This window comes from Wenjunlia vitaminophila DSM 41686 (assembly GCF_000380165.1).
GTDB lineage: Bacteria > Actinomycetota > Actinomycetes > Streptomycetales > Streptomycetaceae > Wenjunlia > Wenjunlia vitaminophila.
In genome coordinates this window covers 1-25073 of record NZ_KB904655.1, presented here as the reverse complement: position 1 = coordinate 25073, position 25073 = coordinate 1, and the positions used below count along the sequence as shown (strand labels likewise).

Annotated in this window: 19 protein-coding genes; 7 read left to right on the top strand and 12 right to left on the bottom strand. The window is 69.8% G+C overall.

Features of this window, described 5'->3' with window-relative positions; genetic code table 11:
* Window positions 1–79: 79 nt before the first annotated feature.
* Both A3IG_RS0107300 and A3IG_RS31785 read left to right on the top strand, forming a co-directional pair.
* Window positions 80–1147, top strand: a complete 1068-nt coding sequence (locus tag A3IG_RS0107300) for an ABC-2 transporter permease (protein ID WP_157862266.1) — start codon at window positions 80–82, stop codon at window positions 1145–1147.
* A gap of 284 nt (window positions 1148–1431) precedes the next feature.
* Window positions 1432–2130: a class I SAM-dependent methyltransferase gene (locus tag A3IG_RS31785; RefSeq protein ID WP_018382891.1), complete on the top strand. Its 699-nt coding sequence runs from the start codon at window positions 1432–1434 to the stop codon at window positions 2128–2130.
* Window positions 2131–2457: 327 nt separating this feature from the next.
* Here the strand turns inward: A3IG_RS31785 and A3IG_RS0107290 are convergent, their stop codons facing one another.
* The 7 genes from A3IG_RS0107290 to A3IG_RS28855 form a co-directional block, all read right to left on the bottom strand.
* On the bottom strand, window positions 2458–2772 hold the full coding sequence (locus A3IG_RS0107290; protein WP_018382890.1) for an antibiotic biosynthesis monooxygenase family protein: 315 nt from the start codon (window positions 2770–2772) through the stop codon (window positions 2458–2460).
* Between the two features lie 365 nt (window positions 2773–3137).
* Window positions 3138–4343 (bottom strand): cytochrome P450, encoded by a 1206-nt coding sequence (locus A3IG_RS0107285; protein ID WP_026219989.1) that lies wholly within the window; start codon window positions 4341–4343, stop codon window positions 3138–3140.
* Between the two features lie 444 nt (window positions 4344–4787).
* Window positions 4788–6194, bottom strand: coding sequence for an FAD-dependent oxidoreductase (locus A3IG_RS0107280; protein ID WP_018382888.1), 1407 nt, complete (start codon window positions 6192–6194; stop codon window positions 4788–4790).
* 221 nt (window positions 6195–6415) lie between these two features.
* Window positions 6416–8518 (bottom strand): molybdopterin oxidoreductase family protein, encoded by a 2103-nt coding sequence (locus A3IG_RS0107275; RefSeq protein WP_018382887.1) that lies wholly within the window; start codon window positions 8516–8518, stop codon window positions 6416–6418.
* A 163-nt stretch (window positions 8519–8681) separates the two neighbouring features.
* A complete protein-coding gene (locus A3IG_RS0107270; RefSeq protein ID WP_018382886.1) occupies window positions 8682–10340 on the bottom strand; it encodes an NAD(P)/FAD-dependent oxidoreductase in 1659 nt (552 codons plus the stop codon).
* A gap of 33 nt (window positions 10341–10373) precedes the next feature.
* Window positions 10374–12128 carry an NAD(P)/FAD-dependent oxidoreductase gene (locus A3IG_RS0107265; protein WP_018382885.1) on the bottom strand — a complete coding sequence of 585 codons (1755 nt, stop codon included), beginning with the start codon at window positions 12126–12128 and terminating at the stop codon, window positions 10374–10376.
* Between the two features lie 408 nt (window positions 12129–12536).
* Window positions 12537–13478: an SDR family oxidoreductase gene (locus A3IG_RS28855; protein WP_018382884.1), complete on the bottom strand. Its 942-nt coding sequence runs from the start codon at window positions 13476–13478 to the stop codon at window positions 12537–12539.
* A 708-nt stretch (window positions 13479–14186) separates the two neighbouring features.
* On the opposite strand from A3IG_RS28855, the gene A3IG_RS0107255 reads away from it, so the two are divergent.
* From A3IG_RS0107255 to A3IG_RS28840, 5 genes are all read left to right on the top strand, one after another.
* Entirely contained in the window at window positions 14187–14648 is a 462-nt protein-coding gene (locus A3IG_RS0107255; RefSeq protein ID WP_078500153.1) for a methyltransferase family protein, read from the top strand.
* A 291-nt stretch (window positions 14649–14939) separates the two neighbouring features.
* Window positions 14940–15908: an SDR family oxidoreductase gene (locus tag A3IG_RS28850; RefSeq protein ID WP_018382882.1), complete on the top strand. Its 969-nt coding sequence runs from the start codon at window positions 14940–14942 to the stop codon at window positions 15906–15908.
* 483 nt (window positions 15909–16391) lie between these two features.
* Entirely contained in the window at window positions 16392–17036 is a 645-nt protein-coding gene (locus A3IG_RS28845) for a DedA family protein (RefSeq protein ID WP_018382881.1), read from the top strand.
* A 172-nt stretch (window positions 17037–17208) separates the two neighbouring features.
* The gene (locus tag A3IG_RS0107240) at window positions 17209–18882 is read left to right on the top strand and encodes an NAD(P)/FAD-dependent oxidoreductase (protein WP_018382880.1); all 1674 of its coding nucleotides are present in this window, start codon (window positions 17209–17211) and stop codon (window positions 18880–18882) included.
* 161 nt (window positions 18883–19043) lie between these two features.
* On the top strand, window positions 19044–19343 hold the full coding sequence (locus tag A3IG_RS28840; RefSeq protein WP_018382879.1) for an acyl carrier protein: 300 nt from the start codon (window positions 19044–19046) through the stop codon (window positions 19341–19343).
* A 74-nt stretch (window positions 19344–19417) separates the two neighbouring features.
* On the opposite strand, the gene A3IG_RS0107230 is transcribed toward A3IG_RS28840, so the two are convergent.
* The 5 genes from A3IG_RS0107230 to A3IG_RS0107210 all read right to left on the bottom strand — a co-directional run.
* Window positions 19418–19981, bottom strand: coding sequence for a flavin reductase family protein (locus A3IG_RS0107230; RefSeq protein ID WP_018382878.1), 564 nt, complete (start codon window positions 19979–19981; stop codon window positions 19418–19420).
* Window positions 19981–21459, bottom strand: coding sequence for an amino acid adenylation domain-containing protein (locus A3IG_RS0107225; RefSeq protein WP_018382877.1), 1479 nt, complete (start codon window positions 21457–21459; stop codon window positions 19981–19983). Before A3IG_RS0107225 ends, A3IG_RS0107230 begins: the two co-directional genes overlap by 1 nt.
* Window positions 21456–22595, bottom strand: coding sequence for an acyl-CoA dehydrogenase family protein (locus tag A3IG_RS0107220; protein WP_018382876.1), 1140 nt, complete (start codon window positions 22593–22595; stop codon window positions 21456–21458). Before A3IG_RS0107220 ends, A3IG_RS0107225 begins: the two co-directional genes overlap by 4 nt.
* Window positions 22596–22703: 108 nt before the next feature.
* Window positions 22704–24143 (bottom strand): cation:proton antiporter, encoded by a 1440-nt coding sequence (locus tag A3IG_RS0107215; protein ID WP_018382875.1) that lies wholly within the window; start codon window positions 24141–24143, stop codon window positions 22704–22706.
* Between the two features lie 45 nt (window positions 24144–24188).
* The coding region (locus tag A3IG_RS0107210; RefSeq protein WP_018382874.1) for a 2-oxoacid:ferredoxin oxidoreductase subunit beta at window positions 24189–25073 on the bottom strand (885 nt) is incomplete at its 5' end.

The window sequence follows — 25073 nt, the reverse complement described above, 5'->3', positions numbered from 1 at the left end:
GATCAATGGGTCTTTCGGCCATGGGCAAGGCGCCGCGACCGACGTGTGCGGCCGTAACAACGATGAGGAGAAGACCTGAATGGGACACCATGTCGATGGTGGCGACGGGGCGCCCGGCCCTGCCACTCCCCAGCAGCTCGCCAAACGCGTGGGGCCGCCGGTTCTCGGTAGCGTGGTTTTCCTCGCGCTGTTCATATGGATCGTCGGCGTCTCCATGCACACCCCCAAACCGCATGACGCCCCGTTCGGGCTCGTGGGCGACCGCGCTGCGGTCCAGCCGTTGGAGCAGCAGCTCGAAGGCGCGGGTTCCGCGTTCGACGTGAAGGTCTACCCGACCGCCGAGGCGGCCCGCGAGGCCGTGATCGACCAGGACGTCCTGGGTGCCTTCGTGCCCGGCACGGACAAGGCCGAGCTCATGGTGGCGACTGGTATCGGCCAGACGCCCAAGATGTTCTACACCGGGTTCTTCAACGAGATGGCGCACCAGCAGGGCTTCGAGCTGGTGACCAACGACGTGGCTCCGGTGCCCCAGGGCGACCTGCTGGGACTGGTGGCGTTCTTCGTCTTCGCCAGCCTCACCGTGGCCAGCGTGCTCTGCCAGGTGCTGTTCTCCTTCCTGGCCCGCGGGGTTCCCTTCCGCGTCTGGTTCGGGGCCGCGGTGGCCTTCGGACTGCTCGCCGGCACCACCGTCTGCCTCTTCGCCGATCCGGTGCTCGGCGCCCTGGACGGTCACTTCCTGCAGATCACCACGCTCACCTGCCTCTACGGCTTCGTGATCGTGGCCTCCATGGCGGCGTTCCAGGCGCTGCTCGGGCTCCCGGGCATTCCGCTCGGTGCGCTGACGCTGCTGCCGTTCGGCATCGGTACCTCGGGCGGGACGGTGCACCCGGACTTCCTGCCCAACTTCTACCGTCAGATCAGCCCCTACATGGCCTCCTCCGCGGAGGTCGGCGGGCTCCGGGGGATCGCCTACATGGACGGCTCCGGGGTCGGCAGGTCCTTCCTGGTGCTGGGCATCTGGGCCGTGGTCGCGCTGCTGCTCGTGGGGCTCGGCGGCATGCTGAAGGCCCGTCGTGCGGGCGGCGCGGCGAGTGCCGACCCGTCCGGCCGGAAGAACGGCCGGGTGGCCGCTCCCAGCGCCGTCTGAGCCGCCGGTGGCGAACCGAACGCGGTCGTCATTACGGATCGCGGGGCCCGACCGATTATGGTCGGGCCCCGTTTTCGTCTCTTCTTTCGATGACTTCCCGCCAGAACCGAACGAATCTGCGACCTTTTCCCTCGGATCTTTTCAAGAAGTGGGACGGTTGTTCTATGGAGTGTTCGCATGGGCGTGAACCACTTAACATGATCTGTTTGTGTGTAAGGTCACGCTCCAGGTGCCTGGATTTGCCGTCTTGACGGGGATGATCGTCTTCCGGTTACGCTGGAAGCATGAACGAGACCAACGCCTTCTTCCAGGCTGTCTACCGTCATGACTCCGAATTCGGAAACCAGAGTCCGCCCTGGGACATCGACGGTCCGCAGCCGGTCTTCGTCGATCTCGCCAATTCGGGAAAGATCAGCGGTGAGGTGCTCGACGCCGGTTTCGGACCCGCGGGACTGAGCCTGTACCTGGCCACCGAGGGCTACGCGGTCACCGGGATCGACCAGTCGCCCGAGGCGGTTGACGCGGCCCGGGCGCGGGCACGCCAGCGCGGCCTGCGCGCGTCGTTCGCCGTTGGGGACCTGCTGGACCTCTCGGAGTACCGCGGGCGCTTCGGCACGGTCGTGGAGTGTGGCGTCTTCCACGGCCTCGGCCCCGACGAGCGCCGGCAGTACGCCCGATCACTGCACGTGGCGACCAGGCCAGGGGCCCACGCCCACCTGCTCAACCTGACCGGCAGCGGCCAGGAGGCCGCCCGGGCCCGCCTCGCCGAGTCGGGGATGTCCGCGCCGGCGGTGGAGGGGTTCCACGCCGTGACCGCGGAACACCTGCGAGCCGCTTTCGCCGGACTCTGGGACGTGGTGTCGATCGAGGAACGAGCCATGAAACTCAGGTTCCCGGGCGACCAGCAATTCACCGAACTTCCCGCCGTGTTGTCCACGTTCAAAAGGCGGCCCGACGTTCGGTGTACGGGGGCCGCGAAATAATCCTCCCCGGAGTGCGCCAAACGGAATTCCGAACGGCCGCGGGACGAGTCGCCATCGCGCCATCGGAACCGGCGCCGGCCGGAATGCCCGCCCTTGCGCTCGGGCGAGTGCCCGTCCTTTCCCTCGGACACGCCGGTGCGACCCGTTGGGGATTCGTCACCGGAGTGCGTGGTGAATTCCGCACGCCGTTGCTCGGGGATCGAACACGTGGGAAGTCACGCGCCCCCGCGAAAGCAGAACAGTTCCGGGGGTGGCGGTGCCGCCCGGCCCGGTGCACGCCGACGGGCACGGACCTGGCGTACCAGGCCCGTGCCCGTCCGGTCGTGCTCAGGCGGTGTGGACCGACGCCACGGTGTAGACGTGGGGGTCGGACGCACCGAGCTCGGCGGACGCCTTCACGTACTTCGCCGCCTCGGGGAGCTGCTGCACGGCCTGGAAGTCGGCCATTGACCGCCACTGCGCGTAGTTGGTCACCCGGGTGCCGTCCATGCTGCGGTAGATGTGGGCGGTGATGAAGCCGGGCTGGTGCCGCATCAGTTCGTCAGCGGTGCGGTACAGCAGGTCGACCAGCTCGTCCTGACGCTCCGGCTCGACCGAGTAGACGTTGACCAGGGTGATGACATCGGTGGGGTTCGCTGTCATGTCGTTCGCTCCTTCTGCTCGCTCGCGCGGGGCGAGGAGCCTCACCAGATGACGGGCAGGGCCGGTGGAGACCGCACCGCGACCGAGGGGTTGCGACGAAGGGAGCCGGGGACCCCGTCGGGCGGGCGTCGATTCCGCCCGGTGGTGTCCGCCACGGCACTGGTGCGAGCGGGGCGCGTACCGGTGCGCTGACCGGGAGCGCGTCTCGTTCGTCGGCCTTCGTTTTCCCATCACGTCGAGCTGCGGCCTCCTTGGGAACCGTAGGACCCGTCGGCCCGGACCGGGTCGTGAGCCGCTCCACGGGTGGTGGAGGTGGTCTCACCGGTCGGTGACGAGCGGGTCAGCAGGTCACCGGGGACGTGCGGTCACCAGGTCACCGGGACGCTCAGCAGGATGCGCATCGCCGTCTCCGGGGTGAGCTTGAGTTCCTCGACCGGAACCGCCACCCGCAGGGTGGGGAAGTGCTTCAACAGCAGTCGCATGCCCTCCTGCATCTGGAGCCTTGCGAGCGGGGCGCCGATGCAGAAGTGCACCCCCGCGCCGAACCCGAGGTGCGGGTTCTCCGAGCGGTTGAAGTCCAGGCGCTCCGGGTCCTCGCCGTAGACCACCGGGTCCCGGTTCGCCGCGTCCATCGCCGGGATCACCGCCTCCCCGGCCTTGATCCGCACCCCCGCCAGCTCGGTGTCCTCCCTGGCGATCCGTGGGAAACCGCCCCCGATCTTGGTTCGGGGAACCACCCGCAACAGTTCCTCCACCGTGGGCGCGATGTCCTCGGGGTGGCTCTGGAGGTGCTTCCAGTGCTCGGGGTACTGGGTGGTCAGGATGATGACGAACCAACTGAAGACCGTGGTGATGGCCTCGTGCCCGGCGACGAGCAGCAGCACGCTGAGCGCCACCATCTCGTCGTCGCTGAGCTTGTCCTGTTCGTCGTGGGCCGCGATCAGTGCGCTGAGCAGGTCGTCCCCGGGGGCCCTCCGCTTGTCCTCGATGAGCTTCCCGAAGAACTCGATCAGGCTCTGGTAACCGGCCGCGGCCGCCTCCGGGTTGCTCGGCCCGGCGATGGCCTCGGCGGACCACTCCAGGAACCGCTCGATGTCCTGCTCGGGAACGCCCATCATCTCGCTGATGACCAGCGCGGGCAGGGGCCGCATGAAGTGCTCGAGCAGATCGACGGGGCCCTCGTGCTTCCCCATCGCGGTCAGCAGGTCGTCGATGATGGCGACGATGTGCGGACGCAGCCGCTCCACCCTGCGGGCGGTGAAGGCGCGGCTGGCCAGGGTGCGGAGCCGGGTGTGGTCGGGCGGGTCGAGCCCGATCAGGGAGGAGTTCAGGATCGCAGCCGGCGTGAGTCGCCGGTTCTCGTGCTCGGCTGCGAGGGCCCGACTGAAGTTGGGATCGACGAGGACCTTGCGCACCACGTCGTGTCCTGTGGCCAGCCACGCCTCCTGGCCGTGCGGGAGCTTGACCCGGCTGACCGGGCACTTGGCGTGTGCCTCCGCGAACTGCGGGGGGAACTCGAGGTGACTGCGTGCCGGGAAGGGGAAGGAGATCGCGCCTTGGTGTTGGTCCATCTTCTCCACCATCACTTGAAGGATGTGGGGCACCGTGTTGAACCGTAGGTTCCGTTCTCCTGGAACCGTGGGTACGTTCTTCCAACACCCGGTCGCGTACCGCTCCAACAACGCTCGAGGTGGGAATAGTTGCGGGCAGCCGGGGAACCGTGCCCGCAGCACCGTGCGCTGTCGGCGCACAGGCGTGCGCACCGACAGCGCACGGCGGGCAGGAAGCACAGGTCAGAGGGTGGCGCTGGAGGCGGAAGACAGCCGTCCGCGCCCTCGGTGCCCCGGTGGGGACCGTCAGAAGGGCCCCTCTGGGCGCACGGGAGGGGACGGAGTGACACCTCGACGTCCCCGGGAACCCGTGGCGATCTCACCCGGAACTCAGCCGCGTCTCAGGGGAACGGCCGGTTCCGGGCCGGTGGGGCGTTCACGGCCGCCCGGGGCGGCCATGGACGGTCAGACGGCCTCGCGCGCCAGCCAGGTGCACAGCCGCTGCACGGTGTCCGAACAACTGCCGCAGCCGGTGGTGGCCCAGGTGGAGGAGGACAGCGCCTCGGGGTCGCGGGCACCGGCGTGCCAGGCCTCGACGAGCCGGGCCTTGGTCACCCCGTTGCACCGGCACACCAGCGCCCGTTCCGGCAGCTTGTCCGGCGTCTCACTGACCGCGGCCCCGGTCCCGAGCAGCAACCCGAAGCGGTCGGCGGGTGCCGGCGACCCGGAGTCATGGAGCTGGGTGACCGGCCCGGTGGCGTCCGGCAGCCCGAGCAGGATCGCCCCGACGAGACGTTCGGCGCGCAGCGCGAGAACGCCGTAGCGGCCTCGGGTGACATCGGACACCCGCACCAGCTCGGTGTCCCCGTCCGGCTCCGCGGGGACACGACCCATCGCGGCCAGGTCCACGTCGCGGGCCTTGAGCCGCACCACCGGACGGGACCCGGTGTACTCGGTGTCCTTGCCGACGAGCACGTCGGCGAGGACGGCGGCCTGCTCCCAGCACGGCCCCACCAGACCGTGGCACACACCCCGGTGCTCGGCGCACTCGCCGATCGCGTACACCCCGGGCGCGGAGGTCCGCAGCCGGTCGTCCACCACGACGCCCCGTCCCACGGCCAGCCCCGCCGAGCGGGCCAGCTCGGTCACCGGGGCCACCCCCGCGGTCACCACGACCCCGCCGCACCGCACCGCCCGGCCGTCGGACAGGACGAGTTCGCCCTCGTCCGGCGACGGCTGCCAACGGCTGGCACCCACGCCGAGCAGCACCCGCACGCCCAGGTCACGCAGCATCCGGGCGAGGACCTCCCCGGCCTCGGGGTCGAGCTGGTTCTCCATCAGGTGACCCACCGGGTGCACCAGGGTGACGTCCACCCCCAGCCCGGCCAGGCCCCGGGCCGCCTCCACCCCGAGCAGCCCGCCCCCGAGCACGGCCATGGACCCGCCCAGGGCGAGGCGGGAGATGAGCGTGCAGTCCGCCAGGGTGCGGAAGGTGCTCACCCCGGGCGCGGGTCCGCCGTCGTCGGCGGCGAGCCCCGGCACCCGGGGCAGCACCGGGCGCGCCCCCGTGGCCAGCACCAGCGTCTCGTAGCCGAGGACCGACCCGTCGGAGAGGGTGACCCGGCGGCGCTCCGTGTCGAGCTCGAGCGCCCGCACGCCCAGGCGCATCCGGGCACCGCAGTCGGCGAGCTCCAGGGCGTCCGCGGACACGGTGCCGGCGAGGACGGTGGACAGCAGCACCCGGTTGTAGGCGGGGCGCGGCTCCTCGCCCACCAGGGTGACCCGCACCTCCGGGCGCCGGGCGCGCAGCTCCTGGGCGAGCCGGTGCCCGGCCATGCCGTTGCCGACGATGACCACCTGCTGCGTGTCCATCAGTCCTTCTTTCGCGGGGATCGCCAGCCTTGGCTGGTGGAGACGAGTTCTTCGGCGGGGGCCGCTCGGCGGGCGGGCAACCCCCTCCTTCCGCACCACTCACGGCCCGTGGCGCGTGCGGGGCGGCCGTACGGCGGTGACCGGGAACGCGGCCGGGCCGGTCCGCCGCGCCGCTGCCCGGCCAGCGACCGTAGGGCCGGTGCGCCCGCGCGTGGGTGCCGTCACGACGTCGTTCGCTCCCCGGCCAGGGGCTCGAGGCGCACCGGGCACAGCTTCAGCTCCGGCATGCGGGAGACGGGGTCGAGCCTGGGGTCGGTGAGCAGGTTCGCCCGCTCCTCACCCGGGAAGTGGAACGGCAGGAACACCGTGTCCTGCCGCATCCGGGCGTCGGTGCGCACGGTCGCCCGGGTCGCGCCGTTCCGCGCCACCACCCGGGCCAGGTCCCCGTCCGCGAGACCGGCCAGGGCCGCGGTGTCCGGGTGCACCTCGACGTAGGTGCCGGGCTCCGCGGCGGTCAGCTCCGGCACCCGGCGGGTCTGCGCCCCCGACTGGTACTGGGCCAGGGTGCGGCCGACCGTCGCGTACAGCGGGTAGTCCGCCGAGGTGGCGTCCGGCGGGGTGAACTCCACGGGGACGAAGCGCGCGAGGCCGTCGGGGTGCGCGAACCGCTCGGTGAACATCCGCGGCGTCCCGGGGTGGGTGCGGTCCGGGCACGGCCAGTACAGCGCCTCACCGGCGTCGAGGCGGGCCCACTCGATGCCCCGGTAGTCCGCCACCCCGCCCGCGGAGGCCGCGCGCAGTTCGTCGTAGACCTCGGAAGGGTCGGTGGGGAACCGTTCCGCCGGCTGCCCGAGGCGCTCCGCGAGGCCGCGCAGCACCTCCAGGTCCGAACGGACCCCGTCCGGCGGGGGCACCGCCCGCCGGCGCCGCAGCACCCTGCCCTCCAGGTTGGTCATGGTGCCGTCCTCCTCGGCCCACTGGGTGACCGGGAGCACCACGTCCGCGAGCCGGGCCGTCTCCGAGGGCACCACGTCGGCGACCACCAGCAGGTCCAGCGCGGAGAGGCGTTCCTCGACGTGGGCGGCGCGCGGCGCGGACACCACCGGGTTCGAGCCGAACACCAGCAGGGCACGCGGTCCCGCCGGTGTGCCGAGCGCGTCGAGGAGCTCGTAGGCGGTGCGTCCTGGGCCGGGCAGGGAGTCGGCGGGAACACCCCACACCTCGGCGACGTGCGCCCTGGCGGCCGGGTCGTCGATCCTGCGGTAGCCGGGGAGCTGGTCGGACTTCTGGCCGTGCTCCCTTCCGCCCTGGCCGTTGCCCTGGCCGGTCAGACAGCCGTAGCCGCGACCCGGGTTCCCGGGCAGGCCCAGTGCCAGCGCCAGGTTGATGAACGCGCTGGTCGTCGCCGTACCGTTGGCGTGCTGCTCCACCCCCCGGCCGGTGAGCACGTAGACGCCCGCCCCGTCGCGCCGGGCCGCCCCCAGGGCGGCCGCGGCCCTGCGCAGATCGCCGACGCCGACACCGGTGACGCGTTCCACCCGCTCGGGCCACCAGGCGGCGGCGGCCTGCCGGACCTCCTCCACGCCACGGGTGCGCTCGAGGACGTAGTCCCGGTCCCACCAGCCCTCGGTGAACACCACGTGGAGCAGGCCCAGGGCCACCGCCAGGTCGGTCCCCGGGGCGGGCTGCAGGTGCATTCCCCCGCGGTCAACGGCCAGTTGGGCGGTGGCCGAGCGGCGCGGATCGACGACCACGAGTTGGGCGGTGGTCAGGTGCGCGAGCAGCGGAGGCATGGTCTCGGCCGGGTTGGCCCCGGCGAGCAGGACCACGTCGGCCCCGCCGAGGTCGGCCAGGGGGAACGGGAGCCCGCGGTCGAGGCCGAACGCCCGGAGGCCGGCAGCCGCGGCCGAGGACATGCAGAACCGCCCGTTGTAGTCCAGTTGGGAGGTGCCGAGCGCCACCCGGGCGAACTTCCCCAGCAGGTACGCCTTCTCGTTGGTGAGGCCACCCCCGCCGAACACCCCGACGGCGTCCGCGCCCCCTTTCTGCTGGGCGTCCGCGATCCCGCGGGCCACCACGTCCAGGGCGTGCTCCCAACTCGTCGGGCGGAGCTCCCCGGCGCTGCGCACCAGCGGGGTCGTGAGTCGGTCGGGGGCGGCGAGCACCGCGGGGGCCGTCCACCCCTTGCGGCACAGGCCGCCGCGGTTGGTGGGGAAGTCCCGGGGGGCGACCGTCACGCCGGACGGGCCACCGGGGGTCAGGGTAGTGGCGCACTGGAGGGCGCAGTACGGGCAGTGCGTGTCCACACGGTCCACACTCGTCACCGCCTTTCCTTCCGGGACCGCAGCCCCGCCGTGCCGCGCGGGGAGGCGCGCGGGAAGTGCGAGGGGGGCGGCGGGCCAGGGCCTGGCCCGCCGCCCCCCTCGGTCACACACCCGCCGTGCCGGTGCTGACGCACCGGTACGGCACTGGGATGACGGATCGACGTCAGAAGATCTTGCGGTTGGTCAGCCGGAGCTTGATGGCCTGCCGACCGCTCTTGAGCAGCATCTTGCGGACGGTGGGGTCACCGTGCCGGGCGAGCCAGACCGCGGTCTTGGCGATGACCGGCGGCTTGGGGCTCATGAAGTGCACCGAGCGGTCCTGGAAGCCGAAGGGCTTGGGCATGAAGTTGACCTCCTCCAGCACCGCCCACATCTCCTCGGCCGCGTCGTCCGCGGTGATCTTCCCGGCCTCGAAGGCGTCGATGTTCCGCACCATGGTGTCGAACAGGTGCTTGAAGCCCTCGTGGTCCGGCCAGTCGTAACCCAGGTACTGGCCCTTCTCCAGGTCCCGCAGGTGCTGGTCGTTGCCGTCCTGCTCGAACTTGGTCAGCCCGGCCCGCGCCCGGAAGGTGCCGTAGTTGTTGCCCCACACCCAGACCCGGAAGACGGCCTTCCAGAGCTCGAAGTGGTCGAACGCGGTGAAACCGGAGTTGACGATCTCGTCGTTGTAGTGGAAGCGGGCCTGCTGCCACTGCTCGATGTGGTCGAAGCGCTCCGCGGAGAAGTCGTCGTCCTTGCAGGCCCGGATGAGCCGCCAGGCCAGCTTGTTCACCGCGTCGCCGGTGTTGGCCAGACCGTACGAGAACAGCGGGTCGATAAAGGCCGCGGCGTGCGACAGCAGGCACCAGCGGTCACCGACGGTCTGCTTCGAGGAGTACTGGAGGCGGTCCGTGGAAACCCATTCGCGGACCGGGGTGACCCCGGCGTACTGCCGCTTGATGTCCGGGAAGAGCCCGGTGATCCGGTCGAAGTCCTCCTGGACGGAGAGGCTGGGGTCCTTGGGCCACACCCGCGGGTCCACGGTCAGACCGATGGAGCACAGCGGGTTCCGGGACAGCGGGGTGTTGTCGAACCCGATGACCCACCCCCAACCACGGTTGAACATGTGGTGGACGGTGCCCTCGTACCACGGAACCGGCGGCACGTACTCCGGCTTGCGGTCCGGCCACAGGTCGTCGGTGTGCGTGATCCCGGCGACGTGGGTGAACATCGACCGCGAGTGGTGCTTGTACTTGGGGATCTCGTCGCGCAGGTTGAACTTCTTCGCCAGGGGCGAACGGTAGCCACTGGCGTCCACCACGTAGCGCGCCCGGTACTCCGAGCCGTCCTCGCCGTGCAGGCTCGCGCCCGACCCGTCGAAGTCCACGTCGGCGACGCGCCAGTTCTGCAGCGGGGTGCACCCGCAGCGCACCGCCAGGTGGAACACGAAGGCGTCCACGTCCTGCCGGTACAGGTGGTGGGCCTCGTGCAGCAGCCCGGGGGTGTGGAACTCGTTGGTCTCCCGCGGGTTCTGCGGCTTGCCCTGCTCGTGCCGCAGGAAGCCGAAGTGGGTCTTGGTGCCGAACGTCGGGCCGATCGCCTTGGTGCAGTCCTCGAGGGTGCACAGGGTGGTCAGCTCGGGGAGGTTGTACCGCGCGGCGATGATGCGCTGGGAGACGTTGGTGTAGGGGATCGTCGCCTCACCAACGGCGAACCGGGGGTGTATGCCGCCGTCTATCAGCAGGACCTTGACGCCGTTGCGGGCGAGAGCGGCGCCCAGCATCGAGCCGCCCATGCCGGCGCCTATGATGGCGACGTCGAACCTGTTGGCCTTCGAGATCATCTAGGTGCTCCTTGGGGAAGGTTGCGGGGCGCTTCAGTACGACAGCGACGGGGAACGGAACTTCCTACCGATCACGGGCCAGGCGGCCACGATGTGCTTGGCCTCCTCGGCGAGGTCGAACTCGTCGCGGGACAGCCGCTTCTTGATGAACAGGGTCAGGCCCTCGTCCACCAGCGTCCCGATCTCCCTGGGTGCGGAGTTGCGGGCCCACTTGATGGTCTCCATGACCTTCTTGGTGCTCGCGTTGAACCAGCGGTTGTCCGCGTCGGCCAGGCCGAACGCCGGCGGCACGAAGTCCGCCTTCTGCAACGCCTCCATGATGGCCTTGGCGGCCACCCCCGCGTCGTTGCGCTTCTCCTGCACCTGGCTCACCTGGTCGCTGACGAAGTTCATCAGCTCGCGGGCGGGTGCGTAGCTCGGGATGGACCCGTCGGGGGCGATCCCCTCCAGCCGGGTGAGGTCCCGCACGTCGTGGGACTCCAGGAACTTCGCGTAGGTGGAGTTGATCTCGAAGGTGGCCAGGATCTGCCCCAGAGACCAGACCCGGAACCAGGTGTCCCACAGGTCGTAGTGGCCGAACGACGTGTACGCGTTCGCCACCAGGTTGTCGTTGAAGTCCAGCAGGCCCTGCTCGAGCCGCTGGACGTACTCGAAGCGCTCCTCGGTGAAGTCGTCGTCGCGCAGAGCCTCGAGCAGCCGCCAGGTCAGCGCGTTGATGATCTCGAAGGAGTTGGACAGGCCCCGGGAGAACAGCGCGTCCACGAAGCCGGCCGCGTGCGAGGTCAGGCACCAGCGGGCACCGACGGTCTTGCTCGAGGAGTACTGCAACCGGCCGGTGCGCACCCAGGGGCGGACCGCGGTGGCGTCGACGAACTGGCGCCGGATGTCGGGGAAACGGTCGATGAAGGCCCGGAACTCCTCCTCCGGGGTGCCGTCGAAGTCCGGGTGGATCCGCGGGTCGAAGCTGAACCCGACGCTGACCAGCGGGTTGGTCGCCCGGGCGTGGTTGTTGAACGGGATGACCCAGCCCCAGCCGCCCTCGTAGATGTGGTGCAGGGTGCCCTGGGCCCACCGGGTGGGGTGACCGTGGGAGACCTTCGGCAGCAGGTCGTCGTAGTCCGGCACGCCCACCATGTGGGTGAAGATCGAGCGCGAGTGGTGCCGCATCCGGGTGGGCTGGTCACGCAGGTCGAGCTTCTCGGCCAGGGGGGACCTGAAGCCGCTCGCGTCCACCACGAACCGGGTCCGGTAGGTCCTGCCCTGGTCATCGGTGAGGGTGCCACCGGCGTCGTCGAACGCCACGTCCACGATGCGGGTGCGCTGTTGGATACGGGCGCCGTACTTCACCGCGACATTGAGCATCCAGGCATCGATGTCCTGGCGGAAGAAGTGGTTCTCGATGTGCGTGATCCGCGGGATCGGGAACTGGTGCGCCTCGTGGTACTTCTGGCGCTCGCCCTCGCGGTGGTAGAGGAACCCGAAGTTCTTCTTGATGCCGCAGGTACTGGTGATCTTTCCCTGCACGTTCTCGAACGTGGTGAGGTACTTGATCTCGGGAACGTCATACCGCTCACTGACCAGACGCATGAGCATGGACGTATACGGGATGGTCGATTCCCCAATGGCGAACCGCGGGTGGGTGCCCGCATCGAGGATCAGTACATTGGCACCGTTGCGGGACAGCACCGCGGCCATCGCCGCTCCGGCGAGCCCGGAGCCGAGGATCACCACATCGGTGTCTGGGCGCTCGATCTTGGTCGACTTTGTGGTCCTGGTGCTCCTGGGCATGCAGAATCCTCCGAATCACTGGCGGGCGGACGGCATGGGGCCGCACAGCCTGCCGCGTTCATGGGCTTGACCGAGTACGGTCAGATCACGCGTGTGGAATTTCCGCACCCGGTGAGGGCGCCGGTCGGCCGTGCTGTGTGTTCCACCTGTCCTCGAGCGGTTGTCAATGCTCTGACTGAACGTTCGGGCTGAGGTATATCTTGTGACCGCGCCTGCTTGCGCAGGGAAAGTCCGTCCTCGACGCATGGGCGGAGGATGAACCCACTACTCCCGCCTATGGCCGAATGTCTGGCAACTGAGTCTGCGACAGCTTCCAAAACACCCCTCGAACGCCGGTCGAGGAATGGCTAGATGGGGGTTCCCTCTTGCCAAACGCGCCGTTCTGTGCGGAGACGGTGGTAAACCGCCTCAGGACGCCCGCCGCCTCGCCCGCCGGACCGACTCCAGGTCGTCCGGTACGTCGGCGCCCCGGCTCCCGAAGCCGCGCGGCTGGTCGAAGATCCGGGCCTTGATCATGTCGAAGGCCCGGTCCGAGGCCACCTTGGAGATGGCGGCCAGTGGACGCGCCGGCTTGCCGACCAGGTAACGGGTCTTGGGTCGGTCGACGGTGATCGCCCGGTGCACCACCTTGGCGACCGTGGACGGCGGAGCGGCGATCCTGCCCATCTTGTCGCTCATCGCTGACAGCATCGAGCGCAGCGCGTCCTCGTAGAGGTGGCGACCGCGGGGGCTCAGTCCGTCGACGAGCCGTTGCCCGTGCTCCTTCACGCCGTCCGCCGCGGCACTGCGGATGGCGGCGGGCTCGATGAGCACCACGTGGATGCCCCAGGGGCGCAGCTCGAAGCGGAGCGCGTCGTTGAGCGACGCCAGGGCGTGCTTCGAGGAGTTCAACGGACCGGCGAACGGCATCGTCAACCGGTCCGCGATCGAACCCATGTTGACGATGCGGCCGGTCGCCGCCCGCAGCAGCGGCAGGAACTCCTGGGTGACCGCGACCTGTCCGAAGACATTGACCTCGAACTGCCTGCGGAGCAGGTCCAGGTCCACCAGTTCGGTCGGGGCGGGGATGCCGATCCCGGCGTTGTTCACCAGGCAGCGCAGCTTCCCGCCGCTGCTCCGGGAGACCTCGGCCGCCGCGGCCTCGATCTGCTCCTGGTCGGTCACGTCCAGGAGCAGCGCGCGCAGGCTCCCCTTGGCGTCACGCTCGAGGGACGCGCCGTCGGCCTCCTTGCGGACGCCGGCGAACACCTGGAACCCGTTCTCCGCGAGGTGCAGGGCGCAGGCGCGGCCGATGCCGGTCGACGCCCCGGTGATGACGACACTGCCCTGGTCGGGCGCTGATGGGCGCATGTCGGACTCTCCTTCCGGGTGAGGTGGTGTCTGTCCCCCGTGAGTCGTTCCGGTGACGCCGCGATCCACGCTGATCGACCGGGCATCGGCGGAGAGGCGGTGCCTGCACTCCGCCGAGCGGAGCGGAGGCGTCCCTGCGCCCTCTCCGATAGGTCTGAGTTTCACTATCCAGAGACATTAATGGCGGCGTGATGTCGCGTAAATGGCTTCGGTGCGTATAGCAACGCCTGTCGGTCCGGTGAGAATCGAGAACGGCTGGAGCGGATGTCCGCCGTGACTGCTGCCGTGATCCATCCGGCAGCGATGTGGGGCCGGCGGCACGGCGTTCGGCGACCTCTGCCGGTCCCGCCCTCCCTCTCGAGGTGATGGTCTGGTTTCAGCCATCAGTGACCGCTGTGATTTGGCCACTGCGACCTTGGCGAGAAACAGTATGGCCGGAAGTCTGCGTTCGCGCGATTACGCAAAGTTGCAGATGGCAGGCCGACTTGTCGCCGTCGTGCGGTCCCTCTCGCATGTCGTTTCGTCAGGAGATAGCTCATTGGGGTGAATTACCCGCTGTGCCCCTACAACAGCCGTCTCGTCACGGTGTTCACGCCTCTACAGTGATGGCCCCGGGGCTGACTGCCCAGGGTGTTCCGACGAATACACAGGGTGGTTGACGTGCGGGTGTGGCGACACTTCAGGGCGGTTCTGCTCGCGCCGGTGCTGATGGCCGTGGTGGTGCCGTTGGCGATCTGGCTCACCGCGGGACTCCGGCAGGTGGAGGTTCCGGCGGCGGGGCGCTGGTTGGCCCTGGCGGTGGGCGGTGCCCTGGTTTCCGCCGGGGTGGCCCTCTTCCTGTGGACCAACGTCCTCTTCGACCGCGAGGGCAAGGGCACTTTGGCGATCTTCGATCCGCCGCGGCGGCTCGTGGTGCGGGGGCCGTACCGTCACGTGCGCAACCCCATGATCACTTCGGTGATCGCCGTGCTGTTCGGCGAGGCCGTGATGACCCGGTCGTCGTGGTTGATGTTGTGGAGTCTGACGTTCCTCGGGGTCAACATGCTCTTCATGCCGCTGTTTGAGGAGCCCGGACTGGTCCGCCGTTTTGGTGAGGATTACATGCGATACCGAGCGAATGTTCCGCGATGGCTGCCCCGAGTTCGGCCGTGGTCGGGGCCAAGTGACTGACATGTAGGGAAATCGCTCAAGAAGTGACGGCTGCCGATCAGATGTGATTAACCAGCAAAGTTCTTCCTGGTCAGGTATATCTCCCCTGGGGATAGCGTCTGGCCTGCGTTGGCGCGTCGCTCATGTCGGAGTCAAGTGTTCTCCATAGTCGGGTTCCAACAATGACGCTGCGTTGATATCGATCGGGCCGACACGCGATGTTGACCGGCATCGAGGGCTCGATCTCGCCATCACCGGCGTGCGGCGCACTACCTGCTGCGGGCCGAGCAGTACTAGCAAAGGAGCCCTGCTTTGAAGAACTCGACCCCTGCCACCGGCGCGGTCGTCGTCACCGGGACATCCACCGGCATAGGACGCGCCGTCGCGCTTCGGCTCGCGGCGAACGGCTACCAGGTCTTCGCCGGAGTCCGAAAGGAGTCCGACGGCGCAGAACTGCGCAATGCGGCTCGTGGCTCCATCGAACCGCTCATCCTGGACGTGACCAACAGCGACCACATCAAGGCAGCAGCGCAACGGGTCCTCGAGGCCACCGACGGACGCGGCGCCGTCGGTCTGGTGAACAACGCCGGCGTCGGCATCACCTCGCCGACCGAGATCGTCCCCATGGCCACCATCCGGAGAAGCTTCGAGATCAACTTCTTCGGTCAGCTCGAGATGATCCAGGAGTTCCTGCCGCAACTCCGGCAGACCAGGGGACGCCTGATCAACATCGGGTCCATCGGCAACCGCGTGGTGATGCCCTTCGCCGGCCCGCTCAACGCGTCCAAGTGGGCGCTGGCCGCGATCAACCACGCCCTGCGGGTGGAACTGCTCCCGTGGGGCATCCACGTGGTGCTGATCGAGCCGGCGTCGATCAAGACCGCGGCCGTGGACAAGCTGGAGCAGGACGGCCTCGACAACATCACCCAGTTCAGCGACCACGAGCGGTTCCTCTACGAGGACGCCTACCGCTCCATGCTGGGCAACGCCACGATGCACGTCCGCCGGCTCGGCACCTCGTCCGAGGCCGTGGCCAAGGCGGTGCACCGGTCGATGGTCTCGCCCCGGCCCAAGGCCCGCTACCTGGTGGGCAAGTCCGCCCGACCGCTCGCCGCGGTGGTGAAGTACGCCCCCGACCGCCTGTACGACAAGGTGCGGCTCAAGGTGTTCGCCCTGCCCAAGTCCTTCGGCGCCCGCGCCGGGGAGGCCCAGCCCCACCTGATGCCGCAGGGGACCAACCAGCCCAAGGTCGCCACCGACGGTCGCCGCAAGGCCGCCTGATCCCCCGTGACCACCGCCGCGTGACGCTGGGGCTCTTGGCTCGCGGCGGTGGTCCGGGAGCGAGCGGGGCCGTCTCCGGGTGACCGGCCCTGCCGCGATGGGCCGCGTCGATGCTCCATCGCGGTACGGCCCGGTTTCGGCCCCGCTTCCCCTCGGCCAGACGCGGCGAACCTGCCGTCCCGGCTGCTGACCAGGGCCGCGGGACTCTGTTGCCGGGCGGGAACGCCAGGAGTAGAGTTCACTGTGTAGTGAAATAAAATGGTGATCCGAGCACGTCCGGACGACATCCCCGTGACGCACCCCGCCAGCGGCGAGCCGGACGGGGCGGGCACCTCTCGCACCCCAGCCACACCCGCACCACGCGAACACACCTGCAGCACAGGCACTGCGCGGCAGGCACTGCGCGACAGAGGTCATACGCACCGCGGAGACGATGCGCGGCGGGCACCGGGCCCGCGGCGCACTCGGGGAGGCGATGTCCCGATGGACCAGATCGTCGACCGTCTGCTGGCCCTACCGGCGTGGCTCACCCTGATCCTGGTCTTCCTGCTGCCCGCGCTCGAGGCGGCAGCGTTCCCCGGCGTCCTGCTGCCCAGCCAGTCCGCGGTGATGGCCGGCGGAGTCCTCGCCTACCACGGCAGCGCGCCGATCGGCGCGGTGCTGGTCGCCGCCGTGCTCGGTGCGGTGGTCGGGCCGGGGGTCGGCTACCTGGTCGGCCAGCGGTGCGGGGCGCTGATGGTCGCGCGGGTACCCGAGTGGCTGGTCAAGTCCGCGGACCTGGCCAGGGCCGAGGACCTGCTGCGCCGCCTCGGTGGCGCCGCCGTGGTCGCTGCCCGTTTCTTCGTCGGCCTGCGCACCGTGGTTCCGGTGCTCAGCGGCACCGCCCGACTGCCCTACCGACGGTTCCTGGCCTGGAACGCCCTCGCCGGCACGATATGGGGCGTGGGCTGGGGACTGGCGGGATTCGCCGCGGGGGACACCTGGCAGCGGATCGGGGAGTCCACCGGGCAGGTGGCGGGAGCGCTGTTGGCGCTGGCGCTGGTGGCGCTGCTGGTCCGTGCGCTGGTGCGGCGGCGGCTGGACGACCACGCCGGGCCCTCCGCCCACCAGCCGCCCGCCCCGCACTGACGCCCCCGTCCGCGCCGACCCGCGACCACCCGTCACCCCACCCACCGGTCCCCGTGGCCCAGACGCTTCTAGGCTGCCTCAACTTCGACTCCCCCCGTGCTGTGCATGGTGAGACCCCGCCGTGGCCGACGACGGGCCCTGCGGCAGGCATGTCGGAAGGACGGGTCGTTCGATGAAAGCCATCAAGTCCCCCGAGCACGACCGGCGGCTCGCCAGGGCGGCCGACCCCGCCGAGAAGTACGACGTCGCGATACTCGGCGGCTCCATGGCCGCCGGGCTGCTGGGAGCGGTGCTGTCCCGGCAGGGAGTGCGGGTGCTGTTGGTCGGCGCGGCCGACGACGACAGTGACCCCGCCGGGGAGACCACGGTCCCCTACACGGCCGAGGTCTTCCTCCTGTTGGCCAAGCGCTTCCAGGTGCCGGAGATCGCGGCCTTCGGGTTGTTCACCGACCTCCCGCCCTGGGTCAGGAGCGAGAGCGGGGTCAAGAAGAGCCTGGGCTTCCTCTACCACCACCCGGGACGTCCCCAGGACCCCCACGAGTGCGTCCAGTTCAACGTCCCCAACGAGCACGGCGAATGGCACCTGTACCGGCGGGGCGTGGACCGTTACACCCGGGAGCTGGCCGCGAAGTACGGGGCCGCGCTCGCCGGTGCGGACGTGTTCGTCTCCGACGCCTGGGTGGAGGAGGACGAGGGCCGGGTGCGGGTCAGCGACGGCACCGTCTACCGGGCCCGGTTCCTGGTGGACTGCGTCGGTCCCGACTCGCCGCTGCTGGTGCGCAACGGGGGGGACGACGCCGAGCCCCGGCTGCGGCACACCTCGCGGGTCTACGCCACCCAGATGCGGGGGGTCGTCCCGTTCGAGGCCCTGGTGCCGCCGAGCCGCCAGGACAAGGTCACCCCGTGGTCCGAGGGCACGGTGCACCACCTGTTCGACGGCGGCTGGGTCCAGTTGGTGGACTTCGGCAACCACAAGGAGAGCCGCAACCCGACCACCAGCGTCACCCTCAGCGTCGACCCGGAGCGCTTCCCCGACCTGCCCGAGGAGCCGGACAAGGCCTTCCGCCAGGTGGTGGAGAGGTTCCCGGACCTCGCCAGGCAGTTCGAGAACGCCACGCCGGTGCGTCCCTGGACCGTGGAGACCCGCTACCAGCGCACCGCGAGCACCACCCACGGCGAGCGTTGGTTCGGCCTGGAGCGCACGGCCGCCCGCAACGACATGTTCCTGGCCCGGGACGCGACCATGGCCGCCGAGTCGGTGCACGCCCTGGCCTCGGTGCTGATCCCCGCGGTGCGCCGGGACAACTGGTCGCCCGCTCCGTTCGCGCGCGTGGCCCTGTTCCAGGAAGCCCTCGGCGAGTTCAACGACCGGCTGCTGCACGCCGCCAGGACCGCCTGCCAGGACTTCCGGCTGTGGAACGCCTTCTCCCGGGTGTGGCTGCTGTGGCAGATCCTGGCCGACCTGTCGCTGAAGCGGGCCCGGCTGGACGCCGAGTCCAGCGGGGACTGGTCGGTGTGCGAGCAGTACGAACTGGGCGGGATCTGGTTCCAGTGCCCGCGGGGCCTGCGGGAGCTGATCGACCGCAGCCTGGAGACCGTGGACGAGGTGCGCCGCGGGGGACTGGCGGCCGGGGCCGCGGCGGACCGCATCTTCGCGGAACTGCGCCGGGAGCCGTTCGTGCCGCCGCTGTACGCGTTCGGGGACCCGGGCGCCCGCGTGTACCGGTTCACCCTGCCCAAGCGGTTGCAGATGCTGTTCTGGGTGAAGACCAAGGCTCCCGCGGACTTCCGCAGGCTGCTGACGGTGGACAACGTCAGCGGGGTGACGGCTGCCTCGAGCCGCTGATCGACCGCGTCCCGACGGGCCGTGCCCACCGCCTCGGCGGGGGCACGGCCACCGTCGGTTCCGGACGTCCGTGGCCCACGGTGGTATGAAAGGCTTCGAGTTGCTGGGGGGGATCCCCGACACCGGTGGTGGCGTGGGGTGCCGGAACGGGAGGAGACGCGATGCTTGAACTGGCGGTCACCCAGCGGGTGATCCTGGACTGGCTGGTGGAGCAGGTCGCCGAGCGACTCGGAATACCCCCGGAAGAGGTCCCCGTGGACGCGTACATCGACGAGTTGGAGATCGACTCGGCCGACGCCGTGGGGCTCGTCACCGACCTGGAACGCTGGTTCGGCTACCAGCTCGACGTCAAGGCCGTGTGGCGCTACCCCACGATCCTGGCGCTCTCCGGGTACCTGGCCCGGGAGTACGCCCGCGGCGGTCCGGGTGCACGGATGAAGCGGAACGACTCCCTGCTGTAGGCCAGCGCACCACTGCCGCCGCACCCTTCCGAGTGCGGCGGCAGTGGTGCGCTCCCGAGGCGGACCGCCACCGGTCAGGACGCCCGCGGCGCGGTCTCCTGGTCGAGCCGGCCGTAGGAGCCGCGCCAGTAGGCCAACGGCATCCGGTCCTGCTCGGTGCTGCCGCTGACCAGGCGGCCGATCAGCAGTGTGTGGTCACCGGCCTCCACGGCGTTGTACAGCTCGCACTCCGCGTGGGCCACGGTCACCTGCAACACCGGGCTGCCGGTCATCGGGCCCGGCTCCCAGCTCACCCGCTCGAACTTGTCCTCCGCACCCGAGGCGAACAACTGGGACACGGCCTGGCCCTGGGAGCCGAGGATGTTCACCGCGAACTTGCCGGTGGTCAGGATCGACTCGAGGGTGCCGCTGTGGTTGCTGACACTGGACAGCAGCAGCGGCGGGTCCAGGGAGACACTGCAGATCGCCGAGCAGGTCAGTCCCCGTGGCTGGTCCTGCTTGTCGATGGTGGTCACCACGGAGACGCCGCTGGCGAAGGAGCCCATGACGAAGCGGAACGTCTGGATGTCCACCGAGGGCAGGGGTTCGGTGAAGTCGTCGGGCGGAACGGCGGTCAGGGTGTGTGCTTGGAGCGTCATCAGAGTTCACCCGCCTCAGCGGCGGCGGTGAGCCGCGCGCGATCGGTCTTGCCGTTGGCTGTCCTGGGCAGGTCGTCGAGTATGTGCAGCTTGTCGATGATCATGTAGGTCGGCAGCCTTTCCGCGCAGGCGCGCTTGACAGTGAGCAACGACGGACGGTTGGCCTGGGAGGACACGACGGCCGCGTGGAGCTGGGCCTCCAGCCCCGAGCCGACGACCAGTACGGACACGTCGGACACCGAGTCCAGCGAGGCGATGGCCGCCTCGATCTCGCCCAGTTCGATCCGGTGTCCACGCACCTTGACCATGTGGTCGCGCCGCCCCGAGTACTCCAGGTCCCCGTCGGAGTTCCGGCGGGCCATGTCGCCCGTGCGGTACGGACCCCGGTGCGGTTCCTTGCCCCAGTAGCCGAGCATGACGGTCGGGCCGCTCACCACGACCTCGCCCTCGTCCCCGTTGTCCGGGTCGAGCATGACGGTGTCACCAGAGCAGGCCCGCCCTATCGGCACCGGGCGGTCGCGCTCCAGGTCGGCATCGGTCACCTCGTACCAGGTGCAGACGTTGGTCTCGGTGGGGCCGTACCAGTTCAGCAGGCGGACCTGCGGCCAGCCCTTGCGCAGTGCGTGCACGTGGTGGACGGCGAACGGCTCGCCGGCGAAGATGCAGGCGCGCAGCGCCGGCGGCACCGGCCCGTCCAGCAGGCCGCCCTCACGGATCATCAGGCTCAGCGCGGACGGCACCGAGTACCACACGGTGATCCCGCGGTCCCGCATGAACTGCACCAACTGCTCGGGGGCGTACGCCATCTCCTGCGGCACCAGGTGCACCGAGGCCCCGGCCCGGAACGCGGCGTACAAGTCGAACACCGACAGGTCGAAGTTGAACGGGGCGTGGTTGGACAGCCGGTCCTGCGGGCCGACCGCGACCTCGGCCGCCGCCCACTCCACGAACGCCAGGGAGTTGCGGTGGCTGATGCACACCCCCTTCGGGTCCCCGGTGGACCCGGAGGTGTAGAGGATGTACGCGGGTTCGTCCGGCTGGTTCTCGTACGGCTTGGGGCGGGCCCCCTCGGAGGCCTTGCGGCGCAGCTCGTCCAGGCTGAGCAGCGGGGCCCGGTCCCACCCGGCCTTGTGCGCGCGGAACGCCGCGTCCTCGTCGGCGACGACCAGGGCCGGCTCCGCGTTGGCCACGATCTTGGTCAGCCGGGCCGGCGGGTTGGAGCCGGTCACCGGTATGTAGATGGCCCCGACGCGCAGTGCGGCCTGCATCACGGCGACCGCCTCGGTGCACTTGTGGCTCCAGATCACCACCCGGTCGCCGGGCGCCACACCGCGGCCCAGCAGGGCGGCGGCGTACTGGTCCGCCAGGCGGTCGAGGTCGCGGTAGGTGGTGGGTCCCTCGGAGCTGTGCACGGCGACGGCGTCGGGGTGCCGCCGGGCCGACTCGATCAGTAGGTGGTGCAGTCCCAAGGGCCTCATAGCCCCAGCTCCCTTGCGATGAGTTCCCGCTGGATGTCGGAGGTGCCCGAGAAGATCACCGAGGGCACCGCGTCCCGCAGTGCCGCCTCGATGCCGTGGTCGCGCTGGTAGCCACGACCACCGAAGATCCGCACCGCGTCCAGCGCGCTCGCCAGCACGCCCTCGGACACGGCGAGCTTGGACAGCGCGATGGACAGCGTGGCCGGGGCCCCCTGGTCCATCTCCCAGCAGGCCCGGTAGAGCAGCAGCCGCGCGCTCTCCAGGCGGAGTTTCATGTCGGCGATGCGGTGGGACACCGCCTGGAACTCGGACAGCCGCTTGCCGAACTGGCGCCGTCCCCGTACGTGGGCGATGCAGCTCTCGATCACCCGGTCGGCGAGGCCGACGTAGCCCGCGAACAGGCACGCCCGCTCCCAGCCCATGGAGTGCTGGAATATCCAGCCCCCCTGGCCGGGTTCGCCGAGCACGTTCTCGTCCGGGACGAACGTGTCCGCGAAGCGCACGCTCCCCGCGGGGCACTGGAGCAGGCCCATCTTGTCGAAGGGCTCGCTGGGGAACACCCCCTCGGCCGAGCGCTCCACCACGAAGCCGGTCACCCCGAACGGCCCGGCCTTGGGGTCGGTGGTGCCGTAGGTGATGAAGACGTCCGAGACCGGGCCGTTGCTGACGAAGCTCTTCTCCCCGTTCAGCACCCACCCGCCGTCCACGCGTCGTGCGGTGACCGCCAGACGGGAGACGTCCGAGCCCGACTCGGCCTCGGTGATGGCGTTGCCGGCGATCAGCTCGCCGCTGCACAGCCCGGGCAGGACCCGCTTGCGGACCTCCTCGGTACCGAAGTCCACCACCGGCATGGCGCAGGCGAACGTGTGGGCGCTCGCGCCGAAGACCAGACCGGTCTCGGCGCAGCCCCGTCCCAGCGCCTCCACCAGCCGGGCGGTGTCGAGCGCCCCGAGTCCGCCGCCGCCGTAGCGGGTCGGCACCGAGGGTCCGAGCAGGCCGAGGTCGCCCAGACGCTTGAAGTCCGCGCGGCTGTAGTACTGGGTCGAGGGCGGTTGGTCGCCGGGGAACGCCTCCCGGACGGCGGCGAGCGTCTCGTCGTATCGCGCCTGTTGCTCTTGGGTCCAGCCGAACTCCACGGGGTCCTCCGCACGTTGATCAGGCGGTCCGGAACCGACGGTCGGCCTGGACCGGTGCTTCTCCTTGGTGACCCGACGTCCGTCTTGGCGCCGGAGCAGTACGGACTGTCAGTCCCCGCCCTGGGGGGTGGGGAGATAGCTGTTCCTGCCGGCCTCGTCGCGGTGCACGGGCGAGGCGCCGTTCTCCACGCCGGCCACGGGGCCGGAGCCGTTCGCGGCACTCGGCACGGCCGCCGCTGACGCGTCGGACTCGTCGCCGCCGTCCTTGAGGTGTGCGGGCACTGCTGCCTCCGAGTGGGGCGCGGCCCTGCGGAGCATCATCGACAGGATGGGGGAGGTCATGCCCGTGGTGACCAGCGCCATCATCACCATTGCGGTGAACAGCTCGACGCTCAGCAGACCCAGGCTCAAACCGACGTTGAGGATGACGAGTTCGGTCAGGCCCCGGGTGTTCATCAGCAGGCCGAGGATGGTGGAGTCCTGCCAGCTCATGCCGGTCACCCTGGCCGAGAGCAGGACGCCGCCCAGCTTTCCGGTGATGGCGACGCAGATGATCAGGGTCATCTGGATCAGCCCGTCCGAGGTCATCGCGGTCAGGTCCACGGACAGTCCGGTGACCACGAAGAACAGGGGGAGCAGCAGCTTGCTGACGTTCTCCAGCGGCACCATGGCCGCCCGGTGCATCAGCTCGGGTTGCGGCCCGCGCGGCATCACCAGGCCGAAGACGAACGCCCCGAAGATGGCGTGCAGGCCGATCTCCGAGGTGATGTAGGCGGAGCACAGGGTGCCGGCCGCGGCGGCCACCGCCAGGTAGGGGGCGGAGGCGCTGGTGATCTTGCGGGCCAGGTAGGCCAGTGCGGGGCGGACGATGACCAGCATCACCACGATGTAGACCGCGCCCCAGCCGATGACGCTGAGGAACCCGCCGGTGCCGGACGCCGTGACCAGGGCCACCACCACCGCCAGCATGGACCAGGCGAGGATGTCGTCCAGGGCGGCGAGCGCCAGGGCCAGCGTGCCGACCCGGGTGAACTGGAGCCGGTGGTCGGTGATGATCCGCGCCAGCACGGGGAAGGCGGCGATCGACATGGCGATGCCGATGTAGAGGGCGAAGTCGACCATGCGGATGTGCTTGCCGTTGACCACGTCGTTGGAGCCGTGCAGGAGCACGGCGAGCCCCATGCCCATGGACAGGGGCAGGGCGGCGGCGCAGATCCAGATGGTCCCCAGTTTCTTGCGGCGCCCGCGCATCGAGGCGTAGTCGAACTCCCAGCCGATGATGAACATGAACAGCAGGAGGCCGATCTGGGCGACGACGTTGAGGTAGGGCCTGACGTCGCTGGGGAAGAGCTGCTCGGGGAGGTCACCCGGAAGGAGTCCGAGCAGGCTGGGCCCCAGGCAGATGCCGGCGGTGATCTCGCCGATGACCGCGGGCTGCTTGATGCGGCGCGCCAGCAGCACGAATAGCGTTCCGACGGCGAGGACCAACGCCACGTCACCGATGGCGACGGTGACGATCCACTCCGCGTGTTCGTGGTTACTGCTCACACTCACTCCCGGGATATGACGTGGCGTCGGTCCGCCATCGGTGTCTCAGCGGGTGACGGTCCAGGTGTCGTTTCCTGCCAGGAGGGCGGCGAGGTCGCCTTTGCCCTGGTGTTCGGTGGCGTGGTCGAGTTGGTGGGTCATGGTGTGGTCGTAGACGGGGCGGGTGATGTCGCGGAAGACGCCGATGGGGGTGTGGGTGAGGGTGTGGGGGTCGGCGAGGCGGGAGAGGGCGTAGGCGGTGGTGGGGTCGGGGTTGTGGGCGTCGTGGATGAGGATGTTGGGGGGGTTGGGGGTTTGGGTGAGGTCGGTGATTTCGAGGGTGCCGGTGGTGGGGTTGCGGGTGAGGGCTTTGCTGCCGTGTCCGTCGGGGGCGGGGGGGCCGAAGCGGATGGGTTGGCCGTGGGTGAGGCGGATGAGGTGGTGGTGTTGGGTGTCTTTGTTCTTCAGGGGTTCGAAGGCGCCGTCGTTGAAGATGTTGCAGTTTTGGTAGATCTCGACGAGGGAGGTGCCGGGGTGGTGGGCGGCTTGGCGGAGGGTGTCGGTGAGGTGGGTGCGGTCGGAGTCGATGGTGCGGGCGACGAAGGAGGCTTCGGCTCCCAGGGCGAGGGAGATGGGGTTGAAGGGGGTGTCGAGGCTTCCCATGGGGGTGGATTTGGTGATTTTGCCGGTTTCTGAGGTGGGGGAGTACTGGCCTTTGGTGAGGCCGTAGATGCGGTTGTTGAACAGCAGGATGTTGAGGTTGACGTTGCGGCGTAGGGCGTGGATGAGGTGGTTGCCGCCGATGGACAGGGCGTCGCCGTCGCCGGTGATGACCCAGACGGACAGGTCGGGGCGGGTGGTGGACAGTCCGGTGGCGATGGCGGGGGCGCGGCCGTGGATGGAGTGCATCCCGTAGGTGTTCATGTAGTAGGGGAATCGGGAGGAGCAGCC